This is a genomic window from Gordonia terrae, assembly GCF_001698225.1.
Lineage (GTDB): Bacteria > Actinomycetota > Actinomycetes > Mycobacteriales > Mycobacteriaceae > Gordonia > Gordonia terrae.
In genome coordinates this window covers 3,918,174-3,940,232 of record NZ_CP016594.1, presented here as the reverse complement: position 1 = coordinate 3,940,232, position 22,059 = coordinate 3,918,174, and the positions used below count along the sequence as shown (strand labels likewise).

At 60.7% G+C, this 22,059-nt stretch carries 15 protein-coding genes; 5 read left to right on the top strand and 10 right to left on the bottom strand.

Annotated features, from left to right (window positions below; all coding sequences use genetic code 11):
• The first annotated feature begins 53 nt into the window (after positions 1–53).
• Complete coding sequence (locus BCM27_RS25540; RefSeq protein ID WP_004023653.1) at positions 54–1,154, top strand: 3,4-dihydroxy-2-butanone-4-phosphate synthase; 1,101 nt, start codon at positions 54–56, stop codon at positions 1,152–1,154.
• A 264-nt stretch (positions 1,155–1,418) separates the two neighbouring features.
• Entirely contained in the window at positions 1,419–2,675 is a 1,257-nt protein-coding gene (locus tag BCM27_RS17680; RefSeq protein ID WP_085944181.1) for an IS30 family transposase, read from the top strand.
• Between the two features lie 231 nt (positions 2,676–2,906).
• On the opposite strand, the gene BCM27_RS25535 is transcribed toward BCM27_RS17680, so the two are convergent.
• From BCM27_RS25535 to BCM27_RS17640, 7 genes are all read right to left on the bottom strand, one after another.
• Positions 2,907–3,689, bottom strand: coding sequence for a coniferyl-alcohol dehydrogenase (locus BCM27_RS25535; RefSeq protein ID WP_081487062.1), 783 nt, complete (start codon positions 3,687–3,689; stop codon positions 2,907–2,909).
• Between the two features lie 14 nt (positions 3,690–3,703).
• Positions 3,704–4,483 carry an alpha/beta fold hydrolase gene (locus BCM27_RS17670; RefSeq protein WP_157781284.1) on the bottom strand — a complete coding sequence of 260 codons (780 nt, stop codon included), beginning with the start codon at positions 4,481–4,483 and terminating at the stop codon, positions 3,704–3,706.
• A 183-nt stretch (positions 4,484–4,666) separates the two neighbouring features.
• Positions 4,667–5,811, bottom strand: a protein-coding gene (locus BCM27_RS17665) for an IS3 family transposase (protein WP_085944180.1) whose coding sequence is annotated in 2 segments (ribosomal slippage) — positions 4,667–5,544 and positions 5,544–5,811 — 1,146 coding nt in all. Because the reading frame shifts where the segments join, the coding sequence is not laid out codon by codon here.
• Between the two features lie 450 nt (positions 5,812–6,261).
• Positions 6,262–8,031, bottom strand: coding sequence for a helix-turn-helix domain-containing protein (locus tag BCM27_RS17655; RefSeq protein ID WP_004023646.1), 1,770 nt, complete (start codon positions 8,029–8,031; stop codon positions 6,262–6,264).
• A 148-nt stretch (positions 8,032–8,179) separates the two neighbouring features.
• The gene (locus BCM27_RS17650) at positions 8,180–9,637 is read right to left on the bottom strand and encodes an aldehyde dehydrogenase family protein (RefSeq protein WP_004023645.1); all 1,458 of its coding nucleotides are present in this window, start codon (positions 9,635–9,637) and stop codon (positions 8,180–8,182) included.
• Entirely contained in the window at positions 9,634–10,485 is an 852-nt protein-coding gene (locus BCM27_RS17645; protein WP_004023644.1) for an SDR family NAD(P)-dependent oxidoreductase, read from the bottom strand. Before BCM27_RS17645 ends, BCM27_RS17650 begins: the two co-directional genes overlap by 4 nt.
• Positions 10,486–10,570: 85 nt before the next feature.
• Positions 10,571–11,719, bottom strand: coding sequence for an LLM class flavin-dependent oxidoreductase (locus BCM27_RS17640; protein WP_004023643.1), 1,149 nt, complete (start codon positions 11,717–11,719; stop codon positions 10,571–10,573).
• A gap of 707 nt (positions 11,720–12,426) precedes the next feature.
• Here BCM27_RS17640 and BCM27_RS25530 point away from each other — a divergent pair.
• Both BCM27_RS25530 and BCM27_RS25810 read left to right on the top strand, forming a co-directional pair.
• The gene (locus BCM27_RS25530) at positions 12,427–12,942 is read left to right on the top strand and encodes a flavin reductase family protein (RefSeq protein WP_004023642.1); all 516 of its coding nucleotides are present in this window, start codon (positions 12,427–12,429) and stop codon (positions 12,940–12,942) included.
• A gap of 202 nt (positions 12,943–13,144) precedes the next feature.
• The gene (locus BCM27_RS25810; RefSeq protein WP_004023641.1) at positions 13,145–13,465 is read left to right on the top strand and encodes a hypothetical protein; all 321 of its coding nucleotides are present in this window, start codon (positions 13,145–13,147) and stop codon (positions 13,463–13,465) included.
• Positions 13,466–13,717: 252 nt separating this feature from the next.
• Here BCM27_RS25810 and BCM27_RS17635 read toward each other — a convergent pair whose 3' ends face one another.
• From BCM27_RS17635 to BCM27_RS17625, 3 genes are all read right to left on the bottom strand, one after another.
• On the bottom strand, positions 13,718–15,547 hold the full coding sequence (locus tag BCM27_RS17635; protein WP_162180540.1) for a sigma-54-dependent Fis family transcriptional regulator: 1,830 nt from the start codon (positions 15,545–15,547) through the stop codon (positions 13,718–13,720).
• Between the two features lie 133 nt (positions 15,548–15,680).
• Complete coding sequence (locus tag BCM27_RS17630; protein WP_004023639.1) at positions 15,681–18,050, bottom strand: acetyl-CoA acetyltransferase; 2,370 nt, start codon at positions 18,048–18,050, stop codon at positions 15,681–15,683.
• 17 nt (positions 18,051–18,067) lie between these two features.
• The gene (locus tag BCM27_RS17625; RefSeq protein WP_004023638.1) at positions 18,068–20,173 is read right to left on the bottom strand and encodes an acetate--CoA ligase family protein; all 2,106 of its coding nucleotides are present in this window, start codon (positions 20,171–20,173) and stop codon (positions 18,068–18,070) included.
• A 236-nt stretch (positions 20,174–20,409) separates the two neighbouring features.
• Here BCM27_RS17625 and BCM27_RS17620 point away from each other — a divergent pair, with 236 nt between their 5' ends.
• Positions 20,410–21,960: a long-chain-fatty-acid--CoA ligase gene (locus BCM27_RS17620; RefSeq protein WP_004023637.1), complete on the top strand. Its 1,551-nt coding sequence runs from the start codon at positions 20,410–20,412 to the stop codon at positions 21,958–21,960.
• Positions 21,961–22,059: the final 99 nt, after the last annotated feature.

Sequence of the window (22,059 nt, the reverse complement as noted above, 5' to 3'; positions counted from 1 at the left end):
GCTTGCAATGCGGAGCTGGACCCGGTACGCACATCCGCGACGAACGGAGCGCCATGACGCGAGCTCAAAAGACTGCGGGGAGCACCCGTCGAGGATGCGCCCCGATTGGATCCGATCCTCAACTACGCATACGTAGAGCCACAGAATCGCTCTCTGAAGGCAACCTCGTGATGATCGTTGACGATAGAGATCACTCACGGGTACAGGGCTACCTCATTCTTGCGGCCGAATGCGCGACAGCGCAGAATGTTGCATTCATGGTCCGGCACAGCTCGGGCCTCCTATGTGTCGCACTGCCAGCGTCCGATTGTGATCGCTTGGAACTACCCAGGATGGAGGGTGTCGACGAGACTGATTTGGTCGAGCTCTGGGCACGTGTAACTGTCGACGCCATAGACGGGGTAACGACCGGAATTTCGGCCAGCGATCGTGCGCGCACGTCTACGCTGTTGGCGGACGTCGAAAGCGGCCCGCGCGACTTTACCCGACCGGGGCATGTCGTTCCGGTGCGCATTGCCGAAGCGGGACTCGCCGAGCGGGACAGCATCGCCGAAGCAGCTGTTCAGGTGGTGGCTGCGGCCGGTCGTCAACCGGCCGCGCTGTTCGCGACCGTTGTAAGTGGTGGAGCCCCGGGATGGGATCTCCCAAATCTGTCCGAACTCGGTAGATTCGCCGCCGCGGAAGGTCTGTCGATGATAACGGTCACTGATATCCGGGACGACTATCTGGATTACGGATTATCCGTTGAGAGGATTTCGACCGCGAGAGTACCTCAAAACGAGGTTGCAATTTATCGGCTGGCCAACTCAGACGTGATCTATCTTGTCATCGTGGATGGAGATCATAAAGGGGCCGTTGGCGTACAATTGCACACTGGCGACGCAAGTTCTTTGGCGCTACAAGAGCGCCATCAGGCACGACCGTGTCTGCCCTCTGCCGACGCGGCTGGATTAATACACATTCAACATATCGGATCTGATTCCGTCAACAAATCGGTCGATGCTGCCATAGTGGCGACGATCGTAGCGGATCTCGGGCCGGCCTCGGTGCGTCTAGTGAACGACAACAGTGCCCTTGAACGCGCACTGCGAGTTCGGGGCATCGAAAACTCCGGCAGACGCAATGCCGCGAGCAGGGAACTAAGAAATTGTTAATTGCCCTCGTGTAGACTTCAGCCCCACCATCTACCCCAGAACTTTCCGCACGTATTGTGTAGGTAGACGATTCAGGGGGCGAAGGCTCGGCAGGGTCAAGTGGTCGCCGCAACAGCCTGACTTGTGGAGGCTTTGGTGGCTGTTGCTGGGGTGCGCGTTGGGGAGGAGTTGCGGGCTCGGTTTTGGGTTGAGATCGATGCGGGGGCCTCGGTTGTAGCAGCGGCTCGATCGATCGGGGTGTCATCGTTTACCGGCTACGCGTGGATGCACTCTGCGGGGCGTTCGTTGCCCAGCGGTCGCGGTCAAGGCCGGACCATATCTGCTGAGGTCCGCGGGCAGTTCTGGTTCGGATTACGTCAGGGACTGACTGTCGCGGCGGCAGCCAGAACTGCCGGCGTGTCGAAAAAGGCTGGCCAAAGATGGTTCAAGCAGGCTGGCGGGGTGCGCCCTGTGACGATCAATGCCGAACTAGAAGCAACGGTCGCCCCCGGTAGCGGCCCGTTGTCCTGGATAGACCGCTGCCGGTATCGAAGAAATGCTCACCGCCGGCTACACCCAGGCGCAGATCGCACGGCTGCTTGGCCGCGCACCCTCGACGATCAGCCGGGAAGTGGTGCGTGGCAGACCAGCAGACCAGCAGACCAGCAGGGTTGCTATCGGGCTCTGGTTGGGCAGAACAGGGCCCAGGCCGCAGCGCGGCGCCCCAAACAACGCAAGTTGGTCGAGGGCGCCCGTCTTTACACTGAAGTCGCCGAACGACTCAAAGTCCGGCAGAGCCCGGCACAGATCTCGGGATCGTTGTCGGCGGAGTTTCCCGACGACCCGGAGATGCAGGTGTCCCACGAAACGATCTATCAGGCGCTCTACGTTCAGGCTCGTGGCGGACTCAAAAAGGAGGTCCAGATCGCGTTGCGTACCGGGCGGTTCCATCGTAAAGCGCAGGGACGCAACACCTCTGACCGTGCACGTTTCAAAAACATGGTGTCGATCAGTGAGCGGCCGGCCGAGGCCGATGATCGGGCGGTGCCTGGCCATTGGGAAGGTGACCTGATCATGGGGACCGGTAACCCCTCGGCGATCGGCACGCTCGTCGAGCGCACTACCGGGTTCGTGATGCTGTTGCACCTTCGCGAGGATCACACCGCCGAAACTGTCGCTGCTGCTATGACCGCGGCGGTACCCCAGATTCCCGAGATCTTGCAGCGGTCGTTGACCTGGAATCAGGGCTCGGAGATGGCGTTGCACACCGCGATCACCGCAGCGACCGGGCTGCCGATCTACTTTGCCGACCCACACAGCCCCTGGCAGCGAGGCAGCAACGAGAACACCAACGGCCTGCTACGCCAATACTTTCCCAAAGGAACCGACCTGTCGTTTCACGGGCCGGGCATCCTGGCCAACGTCGCCGCCGAACTCGACGCCCGACCCCGCAAGCGGCACGGTTGGCGCAGCCCCGCCTACAAGCTCGACGAACTACTACGATCAGGACCAACCGATCCCGCTGTTGCAGCGACCGGTTGAATCCGCCCTCCCCTCGACCATGCGAAGCTGTTCTTGAGGAGCTTGAAACAGGACAACAGTACTCATCTGCCCGCTGAACATACTCGTCGCGACTTCTCACCAAGCGCGGTAATCGCCGACCGTGCAATGGCAGGAATTGGAGTATTGCGAGGTGAGTACAGGGAGCCTGGGTTGATCTCGATTCCCTTCGCTTGCGTTCCAAGGCGAGAACTGGCAGGAAGTGCTCGCCGGTCATCGCGGTGGTGTCAGCACCCCTGACGCCCATGCAGCGCTGATGCCACGGTCGACTGCGATCGCCTGACCGTTGACCCAGTTAGCGTTCGGCGAGACCAGAAAGATTACCACATCGGCCACTTCCTGAGGGGTTGCATGCCGCCCGAAGAGTGATTTGACACTGTCGAGGAGCGACTTTCCCATGGTCGCTTCGAAATCTCCGAGAATCGGTGTTTGCACGGGTCCGGGGAGTACCGCGTTTATGCGGAGGCCTCGTTTGGCGTAGTAAAGCGCGCGGTGGAGTGTGTATATAGTGACCGCCTCTTTCGAGAGGCTGTAAGCGGCCTCACTACGCTCAGATGCCGCAAACCAGGCAGCGCCAAGGTCGAAGGATGTTTCTTCAACAATCAGGTTTGTTAGTTCCTCAATGTGACTAGGCCAGCGAAATCCGGCTGTCGACGCCACCGAAACTACTGATCCTCCCGTACGAAGTCGATCGATAAGACTCTCAGTGAGATGCCGAAGTCCGAGGAAGTTCACCGCAAAAACTGTTTCCGGTGGGTAGGTTCCTGGAACGCCGGCTACGTTGATCAGCGCATCCCAGGACCCGTCGAGTTCATCGATGGCGGCGTCGATGCTGTGGCGGTCGCCCAAATCGACGGGAATGTGAGCCGCGACGTCAATGACTGGTGCGTGGCGGTCTAGACTGACAACCTCGTGTCCGTCTGCCACCAGTCCTCGTGTCACCGCGTCGCCGATGCCTGACGCCGCACCGGTAACTAAATATCTGCATCTATTCACTTGCCGAGGCTCTCTTATGTTTGGTTTACGAACTGACTTACGATGGTGTTGAATTGCGCCGTCTCCTCTAGGTTTGGCGAATGCCCTGATTCCTCGAACCACGCGATTCGCGCATTCGAGATTCCCGCTTGGTATTGCTGGACTCTTTCTGCTGGGGCAATCGCGTCGGCTCGGCCTTGGCAAATCAAAGTCAACGCACGGACGGAGGGCAGTTCGGGCCCCAGATCGTGCTGCATGAATTCGTCAAGCATGACTCCGGCGCTCCAGGTTGGGGCGCGTAGAGCTAGTGTCATCAGGGCGTGGCGCAGCCCCTCCGAGTAAGGAGACTTCGGCATTTGATCGATGGTTGCCAGGCGAAACTCTTCGCCCGAAAGAGCTTCTGCAGACAGCGCCCCTTCCGCGATCTCGGTAGGCACACCGTACGGATTATTCTCGCCCGCTAAGTATTTCGGCCCAAAGGGAGCAACTAGAACCAGTCTCTCGACCCGACTCGGGTAGCGACTAGCGATACGTACCGCGACAGCGCCGCCGAGAGACCATCCGACCAGTGAAGCGGAGCTGAGGCCCAAGTGATCGAGTACAGCCACCGCATCGTCGGCTAACCGGTCAGGACCCAGCGCCGACGTAGGCTTATCAGAGTCTCCGTGGCCGCGCAGATCCACCGCAATGATGCGATTGTCGGTCGACCACGCCCGGGATTGGCGATCCCAGGCTTGGCGGCCGAACCCCCAAGCGTGCAAGAGGACGATCGCGCGGCCGTCCCGGGGGCCGATGTCGTCATACGCGATGGACACGCCGGGTTCCACCTCAATACGTCTCATAGCAGGATTCCTTTCGGGTTCTCTTGGCGGAAGCCGGACTAGTATCTGCTGTGAGTTTCACGCTCTGATGAACATATGGATGTTGCAATTCGCTACATGGCAGGTCCCCGATAGCCGGTCCAGGCAGTTCTAGAGCCAGTTTCTTCTAGCTGTCGGTCAGTCGATCTCGCAGCCCACAGGGTGGTGCTGGTGGGTGCATCGGGCAGCGTACTCGGCCGGGGTCTGGTAGCCCAGCGCCGAGTGGCGGTGCCGGTGGTTGTGGTCGTCTTTGAAATCGTCGATCACCACGCGAGCTTCGAGCAGGGTGGGCCAGCAGTTGCGGTTCAGGCACTCGTCGCGAAGCCGGTTGTTGAACGATTCGATGAACCCGTTGTTCCACGGCGTGCCGGGCGGAATATAGGAGATGCCTACCGACCCTGCACAGCACGCCTGGAGCGCCTCTGAGATGAACTCAGGGCCGTTGTCCATGCGTAGCACCATGGGTGGGCCACCCCAGATCGCGAAGGTCTTCTCCAATTCCTCGACCAACCGGTCGGCGGTGATCGAGCGATCCACGATGTTGAGCAACGACATCCGGGTGTGTTCATCGACCATTGATGCGATCTTGACCTTCTTGCCATCCACGGTCGAGTCAAACTGAAAGTCCAATGCCCACACCACCTTCGGCGCATCCGGCGCCACGATCGGCACTGACGATTGCCCGGCTCGTTTGCGCCGCGGCGCCCGGCGCACCTGCAGGCCCTCCTCCGTCCACAGCCGATGCACCTTCTTCTTGTTCACCTCGATACCGTCGTCGAACCGCAGGTGCGCCCACGCCCGCCGGAACCCGTGTCGCGGGTGCTTGCGGGCGTAGGTGCGTAGCTGTGCACGCATACCAGCGTCCGGGTCGGCCGGTGTCTGAGCCAACGGCAGACGCCGGTAGGTAGACCGTGAAAGCCCAACAACGCTGCACGCCATACGTTCTGACATGTTCTTCACGTCTTTGAGCATGTCGATCGCGGCGCGTTTGGCGGTCGGGCTCAGAATTTTCCCTTGGCGATCTCCCGCAGCGCGTCTTTCTCCAACTCGGCGTCGGCGAGCAGGCGCTTGAGCCGGCCGTTCTGCTCGCGTAGCTCCTTGAGTTCCTTGGCGGCATCAGCGTCCATACCGCCGTACTGGCGGCGCCAGTTGTACAAGGTGGCCGCCGACACCTCGAGGTCGGCGGCGATCTCCTCGCCGTTCTTGCCCTCGGCCGCCAGTTCATCGGCTCGGCGCAACTTGCGCACGATGTCCTCAGCCGAGTGACGCTTCCGTCCCGCCATGATCCCTATCGTCCCTTCTCCGCCCTCAACAGGGCAATCAGGACTCTAGAACCACCCGGACCGGTTCACGGGGGACACGCCAGGACTCTAGAACCACCCGGACCGGTTCACGGGGGACACGCCATACACGTCCCGAATCTCTGTACTGCGCGACGAATTGAATGCGTCTTTTAACGACAGCCGGGAGATTGACGTCGACGACGACTTGTGCTCGAGTCGGATCAGTTCTCGGTGCTGGTTCCGTTCAGTATCGGACGCGCGCATTCGAGGTGGGTTCTACGCGCCAACTTCTCAACAACCCTTGGCGTATGCGACTTCTCTGGAGTTCGACTAACCTAAAGTGGTAAATCGGCCCAGGGTTTGAGGCGTGGCTGGCCTCGAACCATCAAATATCGACTACCAAGCCCAAGCGAGGCCAACTTGAAATCTTGCCCGAGAATTGTGAGGCAGTCAGAAGTTGAAATTTGACGTATCTAACCCTAAGGCGCGAGCTTTCCGATAGAGGGTTGAGCGCGCGACCCCTAAGAACTCGGCTGCGAGTTTCTTGTTGCCGTCAGCGTCGCGCATAGCGGTGATTATCGCGATAGCCTCGCTCTCTTCGAGGCGGCTCAGCTTGCGCATGTTTCTGTGGAGTTGGATGTCGGCGGGAAGGTCGCAGACACGGACATCTATTCTGTCGCGGCGGTTGCGGAGAACGTCGGCAACCACAAAGCGGAGCTCAGCGACGTTGTGAGTCCAAGGCAGGCGGTTGAGGAGAGAAACGGTCTCAGGCAGCCAGGTGGGTCCAGCGCGGCCGCATTCGGCTGTGGTCAATGCCTGCAGTAGTTCGGGAAGGTCGTCACGTCGGTCACGTAAGGCCGGTAATGCTGCGACGCTGAAGTGTGTTGTGACGTCGTGCAGCATGGTGGCGGCGCGGGCCCCGACATCTGTGCGGTATGTCGCTAAGACTTTGACGTTCTGGTGCTGTGCCCGCGCCAAGATTGAACGGAGATGTTTCTGGTCGATCCACATTACATCTTCTATAAGTAGGAAACGGCAGTTGTCGTCGGAGAGCGCTTCATAACACTCTTCCGCGGTGTGGCAAAGGCTGTGTCGGTCATGTGGACACAGTGCCTCAATGGCCGTGGTCTTTCCAGTCCCGGGTTCCCCAACCACCAAGATGGGCGATGGCCGGGCCATTGCCGCGTCAGCATCGGCGCAGAAGCGCCGCCAAGCATGTGTATGGCCAACCATCCCCGAGAGTGAACGCTCGACTGCTGGTATTTCAGCTTCCTTGACCAGCGTTGCGGGTGCCGGCATGGTCGCGTCTACGATTCGGTCGAAACGAATGATGACTCCGGCGTGCAGGCCGGAGTTTGTCTCGATAGGCGCGCATTCGGCCCGAACCTGGCCCTGTCCCTCTAGGTCGAAGGACCTTCTGACCGTTTCCGACGATTTCCTGACAGTGGCTGCGAGGTCCCACAACGACTGCTGGTCGATCTGGGACATTAGTTGGGTGCTTTTGGCGTTCCCGACGACGGTTTTGTCGTCGATACAGACTACCGACTGTCTACCGTTCTTGGTGCTGCGGATATATGTGGCAAACAGTGCCCGTTCACGCTCAGTAGACATGTCCAACAGGCACGACGCTACGTCTGACGCGAACTCCTGTGCCCACAAGAGCATGAGTGGACTGGAATCGACGAACGAGCATACTACGCTCACGCAGCCGAGTTTGCGCTGCGTGACCGGGTGGCGTACGTGTATGGCGGCGCTTGACATCTGCTGCGCTTGCGCTGAGAAGTGCTCAGGGCCGCGGACGATCACCGATCTCCCGGTTTCTTGTAATATGGCGAGGCTCGCAGTGCCTACTGCGTCCTCAGCGACGCTCCAGCCGGGTAGTACGCCGATCTCGTCGAGAGTGCTAGAGAAGCTCGAATTGTCTGTGGCGCGGAGCAGGACTCTGCCATCTGTGGACGTCAGGACGATCGCATACGGCAGGTTGGTGACGACATCCCGTCGCTCGTGGAGTACCTGTCGGGCGGCACGCACCAGCTTTCCATCGATCGGTTCGGTTGAGGTGCCGGGCCGGGGCAGTGCGTTGTCTGTCTTCAACCCGCTGCGTAGAGAGCGTTGCCACGAATGGGCGACTGCCAGGGGCACCGGAGTGTCCGCCGGCAGTGAGCCGGTTGCGAAGAACTCCTGACGTGACTTCGCGACTGTTGAGAACGACCATTCCATTGTCGGCAACTCCTTACGCCCACCTCCCCACTAGGTTCTGCGTGGGAGTGTCATTATCACATCATCGTGTGTGACACGCGACACCCTGTGTCCCAAGTTGGGACACAGGGTGTCGTTTGGAATGGTCCAAGTCCGACTGCGGCGATGTCTATTGGCGAGAGGGCCCAACTACCGCCTGGAGTTGGGTGTACTCGGCCAGGCCCCATCGTCCGTTCTCTACACCGAGTCCACTCGATTTGTGGCCACCGAAGGGTAGATCTGGGCGCACTGCGCTGCCGTGCTGGTTGATCGACACCTGCCCGCAGTCAAGCTGATCGCCGATTGCTCGCGCCCGCTCGGGGTCCTGTGACCAGACCGATGCGGTGAGACCGTAGTCAGTCGAGTTGGCGCGGGCAATCGCCTCCTGCTCTCCACGGAACGACAGCACTGGCAGCACCGGACCAAACTGCTCCTCGGCAACTACTTCGTCCTCATCGGTAACTCCTTCGAGGATCGTCGGTTCGAAAAAGTACCCCACACCGCTGATCGGCTTTCCGCCGGCAGTGGCGCGAGCGGCCCCTCGGTCCAGGGCATGGGTGGTAAGGTCCTTCACTCGTTCGTACTGGGGACGATTGTTGAGCGGCCCGAGCTGGCTGTCCGGCTCGCGGCCTGCACCAACAGTGATGGATTTGGCGATGTCGGAGAGCAGGTCGACTACCTCCCTGTAGATGGACTCGTGGACGTAGGCCCTCTTCACAGCAAGGCAGACCTGGCCGTTATTGCGGAAGGCGCCCCAGAAGAGATCCTCAGCAATAGCCTGAGGATCAGCATCGTCCAAGATGATTGCTGGGTCGTTCCCTCCGAGTTCCAGCGTGACACGCTTGAGATCTGCCGCCGCGGCGGCGGCGACTCGTTTGCCCGTGGCGGTCGAGCCGGTGAAACTTATCTTGCGCACGGCTTTATGCGCAGTCAGCTGCGCGCCAAGCGGGTCTGGGCCAGTGACTACGTTGAGCACCCCGGCAGGCAGGTGCCGGGCGAACACTTCGCCGACAGCTAGGGTCGCCAGCGGCGTGTAAGGCGAGGGCTTCAGCACGAGCGTATTTCCGGTCCGCAGGGCCGGCGCGATCTTCCACATTGCCAAGGCAATGGGAAAATTCCATGGGGTGATCGCCGCGACTACTCCTAGTGGGCTGCGCCGAACCTCGGCATATCCGGCGGTGTCGTCCTGTATTACCTCCGGTGTGTCGTCTAACCGGGCGAAGTGTCGCAGCCAGAGACCAGCTGTGGCGATCTCTCTCACGGCATCTGCAAGTGGTTTGCCTTGTTCGTCAGTGAGAATTTCGGCAATGCGTGGCGATTCGGCTTCGAGAGCGTCGGCGGCCGCGATCATGGCTTCGCGCCGCGCATCTTCATCGGTAGCCCACGAACTGCCAGCCGCTAGTGAGGCTGCCGTCACTGCCGAGTTCAGCTGCGCTTCATCTGCGGCGGGAGCTACTCCGGCGATGCGCTCGGTAGCTGGATTGATGACACCGAAAGACGAGCTCCCAGCCACCAGCTTTCCGTCGATGACCAGCGAGAAGTCTGCCTGCCTGGTAGTCGATCGCCCACCCTGAGTGGCGTTGGTCATCGAGCCTCCAGCGGAACCTTGGCGGTTACACCGCCGTCGACCGTAAGGTCGGACCCCGACACATACCAGGAGTCATCCGACGAAAGGTACAGCGCTGCCAGGGCTATCTCGTGAGGATCTGCGGCGTAGCCAAGAGGCACCTGCTCTTCCATCGGCGCCAGCGCCTCTTTCGATGCCCCTTCAGGACGAATAAGGGGAGTGTCGATCAATCCTGGGATGATCGCATTAACCCGGATGTTGCTTCGGCCGAGTTCGAGAGCAGCGCTCCGTACAAGACCCCGAACTGCGAACTTTGCCGAGGAATATGCCGAAAGTCCAGGATGGGAAGCGATCCCGTCCAGCGACGAGATGGCGATAATGGAGCCTCCTCCCGCATTGGTAATTGCTGGTGTCACAGCTTTGATTCCGCGGTAAGTGCCAAATAGCATGATGTCGACAAGACTCGACCAATCTGCGGATTCCTGATCTTGGATGAGCCCATACCGTGCGAGCCCAGCGTTATTGATCAATGTGGTGAGACTTCCGAAAGCGCTCAGTGAGGTCTCAACAGCGGCGGCCCAGTCCGCGTCAGAGCGGACGTCGAGATGGGTGTAGACGGCTCCGTCACCGAGATCCTCCGCCAACTCTTTGCCCCGCTCATCCTGGATGTCAGCAATGATCACGCGTGCGCCCTCGTTAACGAATAACCGGGCCTCAGCGGCCCCCATTCCGCTCGCGCCACCGGTTATTAGGACTACCTTGTTCCGCAGCCGATCATAATTCCTAGCGTCGCGTTCGGCTCGCGGTACGCTGGCGAGCTTGATTTCGCGGACCAGGCTCTCGTTGATGGCTTCAACTTTTTCGACCATTTGAAGTGCCCTTCTGAAAAGAAAGTGTGTTGGCTGACAGGTGTTGCGAGTTGCGAGCGACACCTCGAAGTATTTGCCCCTGATCTCAACCGTTTGACGCGTGCTGCTCGAACGCTGCAGTCAGACCAGCCTGCACTTGCTGGACGTGCGTCTCCGACTTGACGAATCGTTGAAAACTATCCAGGGTAGCGTCGCTCAGGCCGGTGAACTTTGGAATCACGTGCTCGGCGAAGATCCGATAGCTGCGCAGCGTAGCGTCGTGACTCGCGAAATCTCCTCCTTGAAGAAGGAAAGCTCCGAATCCTCCTGACATGTCGACCAGCCGCTGGATCGCTGGCACGGCTTGCTCGGCTGTCCCGATGACTCCTAGGCCCGTTTCGTTCACCAGATCGATTAGTTCATCGACTGTTGGTGTCTCGGGCGGCATGGCGGCCGGAATGATATGCCGCAGGTAGCCAAATATCTCGTCAAATCCGTAGTGGACATCACGGCGTGCGTCTTCCATTGTCGGTGCCAGATGGACAATGCCGACCAGCCGCCACTTGTCGCGCGACACTGTGTTGCCATGAGCCGCCGCTGACTGTTCCGCAATATTCCACTGGCCCTCAAGTGCATCGACCGTTTGTGGATTCGTCGCCGATAATGTCACCATCCCAACGCCATGCTTGCCTGCCAACGTCGGACCAGACGGCGTGATGGCCGCGGTGACGACAACATCCAGGTCGGAGTAGGGCAAAAGGTGCAATCGAGCCTGATCGAGGGTGTACCAGTCGCTCTTCTCGGTTACTGTTTCACCGCGTAGGAGGCGGAGAATGACATCGAGCGCCTCGTGCATTCGCGGGCGGAGTTGAGTCGACTCAAGGCCGTACATGGAGGCGTCACTGATCAATTGGCCAGGGCCGGCTCCGAACATCACGCGACCACGAGTCTGATAATCGAGCTGCACCAGACGCTGGGCGACATTCAGTGGATGATGGTAGGGGAGAGACGTAACGCCCGTTCCCAGTTTAATGAACTTGGTTCTTTCAGCCGCAGCGGCGATGAAGACTTCAGGCGAATCGATCAGCTCGACTCCGCCGGAATGATGTTCACCAACCCACACTTCGTCATAACCGAGGTTGTCAAGATGCTCGACGATTTCCAGGTTATGGCGGAATGCCACATCAGGATTGAGGCCAGGTCGGTGAAGGGGGGGCATGAACAGTCCGAACCTGAGTTTCTTCTTGGTAGTCAACCGTCTCTCCTATACTGGGCCGTGCGGCCGCTCTCTTGATTGGTTGTCCCAGCTTCGCTACTGCCACCGCTACACGTGTGTTGCAATGCGATACACCCGGGGGCTGGATGTTCGACCGGCTCCGTTGATCGAGGTTGATCGAGCTCGTTACGTCGCTTCACACACAGACCTACCGCGTGGAACAGTGCGCGGAAGCTGAACCCAGTTCCGCGGGAGCGGCTGTAGACGTCGTGGCAGGCGCTGTGGCCATCGCCGCCGCCCGACGTCGTCGCCAATAGCCGAGAGCTGTGGAATCGGGCCGAACGAGTGGGACTGGCCGATAACGGGAACTGGCCTTCGGCTTGTGTCGCGGCATACGAGCGCGCTGCGAGAATCACGATGATCAGCTCGCCGAGCCCGGTGGTGCATGCACAGGCCGCCTGAACTTCCTGTCGTACCCGTCCGTCAGCCGCTTCGATTGCCCCTACGCCCTGTCCGGGGCCGACGCCGATGCACCGAGCGACACGTCCGTTCCCGCCGCTATATGCCTTAGGCGCCGGTCGGATGTGAGTTCGATAGGCGGAAGATTCGGCCTGTGTACCTACGCGAACAACCGCTCCGTTGCTGACGCTGTGGCTTCCCCCCCAGCCTGTAGCGGACTGCAACACTTGTAATCGATCGACAGAGCTACCCTGATAGTTGTCTTCATATGACGTTGTCTAAGAGAAATGAGGATCCCGGTGTCAGCTACCACCGACGTATTAGACGGCTCCGCATTCCGGAGCGCGATGGCGCGGTTCCCCAGTGGCGTGACAATCGTTACTACTGTAGACAATTCTGGGGTCGAGAGAGGATTTACCGCTACTTCATTTTGCTCGGTGTCGATGGATCCGCCGCTGGTTCTTGTGTGTCTCGCGGAACGTGCCGAGTGTCACAGTGCCTTTGAGCAGGTGCAGCGTTGGATGGTGCACATTATCGCGCCGGAGCACGAGCCTATCGCGCGCCTCTTCGCAACACGAGGCGCTGAGAAGTTCGGAGGCACTCAGTTTGTGCGCAGTAGATCTCAGCTACCACAACTAGCGGGTGCTCCGGTGGCGCTCGAATGCAGGTCGCACGCTCGATACCCGGCAGGAGACCACACAATTCTGGTAGGAGAGGTCGTTGCGGTTTCCGCAAGTGGTACCGAGCCGGCACTGTATTACGAGCGGGAGTTCATGTCGGTACCGCGCTCCTCAAGCGTGTAGAAGTCTGGACGCCAGCAGGGGACCCCCACAACTAACGAGTGCCGATGCGGGGTTCCTGCAGTCGTCCTTTGGTGACTAGCCCGACATTCTTTGCTAGGAGATAATTGCTCGATGCAGGATAAAATAACGAGACTGACAAAGCATCGCTGCAGAGAATCGGCCACTAATGTAAACATCAAGGTTTGTGCGTCAATGAGGAGGTGTGAATATTTATATTCGCGTAAATTCTGGTGGTGATCTGACATTCGTGGATGTCGATAATCTCCACCAACTGTTTGTTGAGACAGAGGTAGCCGTCCAAGTAACAATCGAAATCCTCGAAGAGCATGGATTAGCATGCCGAAGCGAGATGCCGGGCCATGTCGAATTGGTTCTCGCGGAATTGTACCGCCGAGCGTCTGCCTTGGCGGAATACACGGGTTGGTCGGAAAAGTGGTCGCAGATGATCAACTACGCGTCGAGAGAGGGATGGATGAGCGGCGATGGCACCACCGTTCGCGCGCATATCGACACCACGGCGTAGTCGACTGGCCGCGACCGACACGCCAGGGTACGTGCCGGTGTTCAGCAGTCGGAGCACGGTCGTGAATGCCGCGTGCGGTGTAGGCGTGAGCGGCATCGCTCCTTCGTGCGTTCGTTCGAGTTGGTAGCGGGCGGGACCGCTTGTCCACTCGGGCTTTCCGAGTCTGCCCTGGGTCGTCCCGATCACGAGGCCCGCTCGTCCGGTGCCTGACGGAGGCGCACTCAATACGCGCGATTCTAGCTTTCGCGCTGATCAGAAGTTCGCCGACGATAGGTCGAGTCCCAGCGCTCGCATCTTGCGATACAGCGTTGATCGTGCGATACCCAGCCTGTCAGCCGCATCACGCTTGTTGCCATTCGCCGAACGCAGTGCGGCCATTAGAGCGTGCGCTTCGATGTTCTCGAGGCCGGTCAGCTGGCGTCGCGTCCCGTGAGCCGAGATGTAACTCGGTAGGTGGTGAATGCCTACTTCCGGGCCCTTATTGCGCTCCAGAACCGCTCGCACCGTTGATCTTAGAGAGTGCAGGTTCGCGGGCCAGGTCTGACGACCGAGCATCTGAACTACTTCGCCGCTCCAGCGAGGGGAGTGTCCGGAGACTTCGACGGAAAGGGCCGTGAGTAGATCCGGAAGGTCCTCCACCCTATTGCGCAGCGGTGGTGCGACCAGGGTTGGACCGGGCCATGCGCCGAAGCTGGTTCTAGGCTCGCTCACACGTTCCGGAAGTTCATCGGAGGCAATCGTTGCGATCACGCGTGCGGTGGACCCTGTGACGAGCCGGATCGTAGCCATAGCGTCTGAGGTGTCGAGTAAATCGAGACGGCGCAGAATCACCCAGGCTACCTCCGGGGAATGCAGAGCCGAAGAAAGGCGATCGGTCCATGTGGTGTCGGGCAGTGCTGCGTCAAGTTCAACGACGTGGGAGGTTCCGTCGGCAACTGCTTTCGCAACGGCGGTCTTGCCGGTGCCGGGCTCGCCCCAGAGTAGAAGCGGTGCGCCGGTCGAGGCCGACTCCTGGACTTGCGCGATCCACTCAAGCCACACCGCGCTTCGGCCGCGCAGGTCGCCGAGCGCTTGGTGGGCTGGCGAGGCAGACCTGTCAGTTCGGTGGGTACGGGAAGGGGTGAGGCGAAGCAATGCACCAATTGGCCTGCTCTGATGAGAAACGATCTCTACGTCGACTCTCACCATCTGAGTGTTTTCCAAGCGCAGTGTCTGTGGAGAGACCGTGGGCTCGACGTGACTGATCCGCTGTGCCGCCATCTCCCACAGGACTGCCTGGTCAGTGGCCCCCAGCATGCGGGAGGCGACGGCATTGGCGATTAGGGTCTGGTCATCGAGGCAGATCACCGGGTGGCGCGCATCGGCGCCAGACCGCAGATATGCCTTGAGTAAGACTTGCTCATGGACCGTGCCGACATCGAGAAGCGCCTCTTCTATCTCGGAAGCAAGTCCCTGGACCCAAGGCAGCATAAGGCTGTGGGTGTCGTGTACATCACAGGTGAAATTGATCGTGCCCAGGAGCTTCCTGGTGGCCGGGTGCCGAATCGGCGCGCCTGCGGTTGTCATGGTCAGCGCGCCCTGCGAGTAGTGCTCGTGACCAACCACCATCACTGGCCGCCCGATCTCGGCGGCTATTCCGCTGCTGCAGGTCCCAACCGAATCCTCAGCGATCGAAGTCCCGACAATGACTTGGCGCAGGTCGAGGCGACGCTCAAATCGGGAGCTCTTAACCCATCGCTTCAGCAGGCGTCCCGAGTTGTCTGTAAGGGTGAGTGCTGCATCGACTTCTTCGAGAGCGGTCTCAGCTTTTGTGATGACGGTCTCGGCTGCACGAGCTAGGCGTCCGTCGGCGTCGGCTCCTGTGATGTAGCGCGGAAGCGCCTGAGTCGGAGTAAGGCCGTGTAGCACGGACCGCCGCCATGATTCGGCAATCTCAGGACGCACACCGCGCAGCGTGAGATGTTCGACGTCCTCGAGTTCTCCCGTGAGAAAGAGCTCACGGGCTTCCATCACATCGGTCGCAGTTCGGGCCATGCGGAAGTCTCCTCGTTCAAGAAAGCAGTCGCGGAAATCATGTGCCATTACTGACAGAAGTGTCAAGAGACCGCATGCCCGCCCTGAAGGCTTTGCGAAGTCACGCGCCATCGTGGCATTGCGCCCTAGGACTGCGGTCCCGGGTGACGCGCGGCCTTCTCGCCGGAACTTCTGCCTTGATCTACTGGTTGAGCCATCGCGGCGGACGCTTGTCGGCGAACGCGGTCATCCCCTCGACCAGGTCTGCCGTGCTGAAAAGGTCGTTCATCACGCTTGTCCGCGCGTTGACCGCAGTAACCACGTCAGCGATCGCTCGAGTCTTCTCGTGTAGCTCAAGGGTGAGGCGCACAGAGGTGGGAGAGTTGGCCATAATCTCGTCTGCTAGTTGTTTCGCCACTGACAGCGCCTGACCGGACGGCGCGATTCGATTGACCAGGCCTAGGGCCTGGGCCTCTCGTGCGTCAATGCGACGTCCGGTCACCAACAATTCCAACGCAAGCTTCTCCGGGATCGCGCGGGGGAGTCGAACGACACCGCCGGCGGCAGCGATGAGCCCGACCCGCACCTCGGGAAGTCCGAACTGGGCCGACTCGTCGGCCACACACAGGTGACTTGCCAAAGCGGTCTCGAAACCGCCGCCCAAGGCGTAGCCGTTCACTGCGGCGATGACTGGCTTGGTCATAGCGCGGCGGTGAGTCAGGCCAGCGAACCCGGAGGCTGGAAGGTAGTTCGGCTTGCCACTAGTTGCGGAGTAGACCAGGTCGTTTCCCGCGCAGAACGCTTGGTCCCCGGAACCGGTGATAATTGCGACCCACAAGTCTGGGTCGTCGAAGAACTCATCGAAGATGCAATCCAGTTCCTCATGCGCTGGAGGCGTCAAAGCGTTGCGAGCATCAGGACGGTTGAGTGTGACGACGAGGAGGTGGTTATCACGAGCCACTGCGACGTGCTTGTGGCTTGCGAACAGTCCCGGCGTAGATCGAACAGGCAGCCTAGCGCGAGGAGTTGTTGTTGCCCGGTTGCCGGCCGCAACGTTAAAGGCCCAGAACCGCTTGCCGATCGGCTGCTCGGTCTCGGCCAAGACACCGAGGAGCTCGTCATCCTCGGCCGTGCGGGCAACGAAACGCTCGTTCGTGTCGTCCAGTCGCCCGATCAGCAACCCCGTACGAGCGCCCTGCCGGCCGTGGAGGATTGTGTAGGACTCGATCCGAGACCACCCCTCCGCCCGAGTCACCTGCGGTACCTCAGCGGCGTTATCGACGACTGCCTGCATCGCCCTCTCCACATACGGCTCTGCCCGCCACGGCGTCGGCTCGGTTGAGTAGACGCCGGCCGAGTACTTGTGCAGTATCCCGCCGTTAGCACCGACAAAGCCGAACGTTCCCGGCCTGAGGCGAGCTCGGTCGACGGTGTCAGCGATCGCATGCATCGAGTAGTTGTTGCCGGCACCGCCGAAGAACGGCAACCCACCGGTCACGGTTAACCCCCGCGGGTCATCAGCGTCCAGACCCAACCCGTCGATCGCCGCCATGAATACAGGAACCGGAAAGCAGCTGTAGAAGTCCCAGCTGGTCACATCCGCGGTAGTGATGCCGGCCATCTCCAGAGCAAGTTCGCAGGCCAGCCTCGCCACCGGACTGTCGGCAAGGTCGGGTCGGTCCATGATCGGCCGATCGCGGAGGTCAGCGTGACCGTGCAGGTAGACCCATCGATCCTCGGGGACACCTAGTTCGCGAGCCGCTTCGATCGAAGTTAAGACGAGCGCCGCTCCTTGATTGACCTTGTCGCGCGAGACAACGTAGCGGGTGTAGGGGTCGGCAATCAGACGGTTCGTTCCGGTGACCGCCATCAATTCCTCGGCGGTGCGCGCGGTGGGCGCCGCGGCGTACGGATTGACGGCAGCCACGGCCGTGAATGGTGCGAACAGTCGGCCAATCTCCTCGGCGTACGCGCTTCTACTCAGCTTGAGGCGAGCGCGCCGGGCGTTTTCCAGTAGTGCGTATTGGGCAGGCGGGCCGATCAGGCCGTGGTTCGCAAATTCTCGTGACATGACGCCGCTCAGCCCGTAACCGCGGTCCTCGAGATTGCCCGCAACTGTCTCTGTGAAGTCCGGAGGGCACTCGGCGCCGACCAGAGCCTGCGCGGTGGACATCGCTTCGGAACCGAAGAGTAGTGCCACTCGGCTGCGGCCGGCTGCGATCTCTCCAGCGATCTCGGTCACCAGATGCTGGGGGCCTTGCCCGCCGGCCACGTCGAGGATCGCCCTCGCAGGATCGGCACCGAGGCGCTTCGCAACAGAACGAGGATAGTTGTTCGAGCGTCCCAGGGGTACTGGCACGCCTGGCTTGGATATCTCGAACTGCCGAATACCGGCGACGGTATCGATTGCTTCGGACAGGCGGCCGGCTGCGTGTGTGTCGGCGACAGCGATCTCGGCGGCCGCTGCGGCAAGGCCCACGGCGGACAAACCTTGGTATTCGTCACTGCCGAAGCGGTCGTTTATCTGACCAGCCCCGATGACAACCGGGGTGCGGGGATCGAGAGTGTTCATGCGTTCTTCCGTTCGCCTCAGCCGCGCCACTCTATTACCGCGTCCAGCGCCTCAACTAGGCTGCCGTCGACGCGTAGAGGATTGACCTCGAGGGATTGCAGTTCATCCCCAAGCGACGATGCGAGATTGGCGATCCGGGCGATTTGCGAGCTCAGCGCTTCAAGGTCAGCCGGCGGCGCACCACGGACCCCCTCGAGGAGTCGGCGGCCGCGCAACGACCGCAGCATCTGGGTGACCTTGGCTTGCGTCACCGGGAGCGTTGCCAACGCCGCGTCTCCTAGCAGTTCGACGAGCACGCCACCGAACCCCACGGCCAGTACCAATCCCCATTGTTCGTCGCGGACGACGCCGACCAGTAGTTCGGTACCGCCGTACCGCATCGGGGAGACCAAGACCCCGTCGATTGTGGCATCGGCCACAGACTCGCCGGCGGCGCGCACCGCTGTGTAGGCCGAGTGAACCGCCTCCTCGCCCTCGACCCCGAGAGCAACGCCCCCGACGTCGCTCTTATGAAGGATCTGTGCTGAGACAATCTTCAGCGCCACCGGGCCGCCCAGTCGCGCTGCTGCTGAGACTGCGTCTGCCGCTGTGGTCGTGAGCTCGGATGGCACGACATTCACACCCGCCGAAGCTAGCAATGTCCGGGCCTGGTGTTCGGACCACACGCCGGCGCGTGGCTCGCCGTCATATGGCTCGGGCAGGTCGACATCGCATGTCGCGTTTACCTGGTCCACCACCGCAGACCACCATTGGAGATGAGAGACGGTGTCTACCGCCTGTGACAAACCGGTGATCGCGGCTCGGACACCTACCGCGTCGAGGAGGTCCCGTGAGTATGGCGTGATTTCCTGAACGACCTGGTTGACCAAAATTCCGGGTGCAGCGGATTTGGCGATGCCCGCGGCTATCGCCTCAAGTGTTCTCAACTGGTGTGCCGACCCACTCGTGTCGGCCGTCGGAATCGTTGAGACCACCATCACCGAGCCCACAGATGGATCATTGCCGACCGCCTCGATGGTCGAGGTCCACAGGGAGGGATCTATGACTGCGGCCCCGGTGATATCGAGAGGGTTGTGTGTTGTGCCGTAGTTAGGCATCACGGCGGCAATTTTTTGGAGAGTTTGAGGTGCGAACTCGGGGAACTCCATGTCGGCGTCCTGAGCCCGGTCTGCAAGGATGTCGCAGGCTCCACCGGAAATGGAGACCGCCGAGGCACCCGAACGGGGGAGGCGGCCGAGGGCAGCGGCGGTGCCCGCGGTCGTGAGCATGTCCTCAATGGAATTTACCCGGATGACGCCGAGTTCGCGCAGCACCGCGCTGGTGACCTTGTCGTCGCCGACAAGCGCGCCGGTGTGTGCCTGGGCGGTGCGGGCGGCCAGATCGCTACTGCCCGCCTTGAGCGCGACGATGGGTTTACCAGCGGCTGCCGCGCGGCGAGCGGCAGCCGCGAAGGTCGCTGGGTCGCGGATGGTCTCAATAAAGACAGCAATTGCCTCGGTGGCCTCATCGTCGACTAAATAGTCGAGTACATGGCCGGTGGTGATCATGGCTTCGTTTCCTAGCGTCACCAGATACGACAGGTCAGCGCCAGACATACGGGCAAAGTCCATCATCGCGATGCTGCTGGCACCGCTCTGAGATAGCAGCGCAACAGAACCGGCCTTTTGCGGCAGCCGTGGAATGGCGGTGACCACCGCGCGGTCCACGAAATTGGCGAAGCCGAGCATGTTGGGTCCAAGCAGGGTAATGCCGAGCCGCGCGGCAGTTGCAGTCAGCTCCCGCTGGGCACGCTGCCCAGCCTCGCCAGATTCGCCGTACCCGCTGGAGAGGACGACAACGTTGGATATTCCGGCGGCGGCGGCGTCGTGTAAGGCTGCCAACGTCGCGGCCTGAGGCACCATGAGCAACGCGATGTCGACCCGCTCACCGATCTCTTGGCAGCTTGTGACAGATCGTCGGCCATGCACGTCAGCACCGCGTCGGTTAACCACATAGGTGCGGTCTGACATGCCGAAGTCGACAAGATTCTCGTAAGCGTAACGAGAGAACGTCGATTTGTCCGACGCTCCGACGAGGGCGACGGACGACGGACGGAACATACTGCTTAGCGATTCGGAGGTCATTAACAACCTTCAGCTCTCAGGGTCGGGCGTATGTGGCAGTAGCGCTGTAGTCCCAAGTTTCGGCGTCTCGGTCGTCGGTACTGTGTCTCATTACGCGACATCAGTTTTCGCGCACGACCCGGTCCGGGTGACCTTTCGGACCCAGTGTTGCGATGTAGGACACACCTTCGCGCGGCCTAAGGCCACACTGAGGCCGTATGCCTAGTACAGCGAAGCGCCTGCCAGAGGGAGAAACTATGACGCCGCAACCGATGAAGCCCAAGACGGCGGTTCACGACCCGACGACCTTCGATCCGGTGGCTGTCATAAGGGAACTTGCACAAGACTCTCCGGACGCCGCTGCACTCACCGCTGCTGGTCGCACAGTTACCTATGCTCAGCTGTTCGAGCGGGTCCTGCGCGTGGCTAATGGACTCACAAGTTGCGGTGTAGAGGAGGGCGACCGTGTCGGATATATCGGTCGAAACCTGCCGGAGTTCTTCGAAGTCTTATTGGCCTGTGCCCGGATAGGTGCGGTGATGGCCCCCTTCAATTGGCGGTTAACCGCAAGCGACATAGCAGAGCTGGCCATCGATGCTGGCGTCAGAGTGGTGGTCACCGACCGTGAGTTCGCGACGGCTGCGCCGCCCGCGACGTTCAAGCTGACGATTGGGTTCGACTATGACCTGTGGCGAGATCAGTGGCCAGCAATCGAACCGGACCGGGCCCCACATCCGAGCGACCACTTCATCCAATTTTATACTTCTGGTACGACCGGCCTGCCAAAGGGCGTCGTCGTCCGCAACCGCAACATCGGCTACCTTGCGCAGACTGCGCGGGGCTGGCAGATGCATCCGGGCGCCAACGTGGCGGTCGCGATGCCACTGTTCCATATGGGCGGTTCTGCCTGGGCCCTGGTGGCCCTCTTTGCAGGCGCCCACTGCGTTCTGTTTAGCGAGTTCAATCCGCTGGCATTACTGGATTCAATTGAGAGGGACCAGATCAGCACTATTCTGGTGGCGCCTGCAATGCTGCAGATGATGTTGGATACGCCTGGGGCCGACAAGCGCGACTACAGCTCGCTGGCGCTGATCGCCTATGGTGCGGCGCCTATTACCGGACCTCTACTGCGTCGGGCATTGAGCGTCTTCGAGGCGCCGTTGATGCAGCTCTTTGGGCTAACTGAGACGACAGGCTGTATCGTCCAACTTGAGCCCGAAGAGCATCACGACCACCTGCTTGCCTCCGTCGGCAAAGCACTGCCGTGGGTCGACATCGAGATCCGTGATCCAATCACCCAGCTGACGCTGTCGGCCGGACAGTTCGGTGAAATATGGGTCCGGTCCGCGCAGTGCGCCGAGGAATACTGGCGCCGTCCTGACGCAACGGCCGAGCTGCGTCCCGGCGACGGCACGTGGTTGCGGACTGGCGACGCCGGCCACCTCGATGAGGAGGGATACCTCTTCATTACCGATCGGATCAAGGACATGATCATCACCGGCGGTGAGAACGTCTATCCTGCCGAGGTCGAGAAGGTGCTGGCCGAGCACCCTGCGATCGCTGACGTCGCTGTCATCGGGACTCCCGACGAGACCTGGGGCGAGGCGGTCACAGCGTTTGTCGTCGTACGGGACGGCTACAGTCTCGCTGAGGACGAATTGATCGAGTGGGCCCGAAGCCAGATCGCCGGATTCCGTCGTCCCCGTCGGGTGCAATTCATAGAGCAATTGCCGCGCAACCCGTCCGGGAAAGTTCTTAAGTACGAAATCCGTCGGCCGTACTGGGAGGGCCAGGGGCGCAGAATCTAACAGATCGCGAAACGGGTGAACCGCGTCTGCACGCAGCATCAATCATATTGAGCGACGGGTCTGAGACACAGTCTGTGCTACGTAGCGCAGACTGTGTCT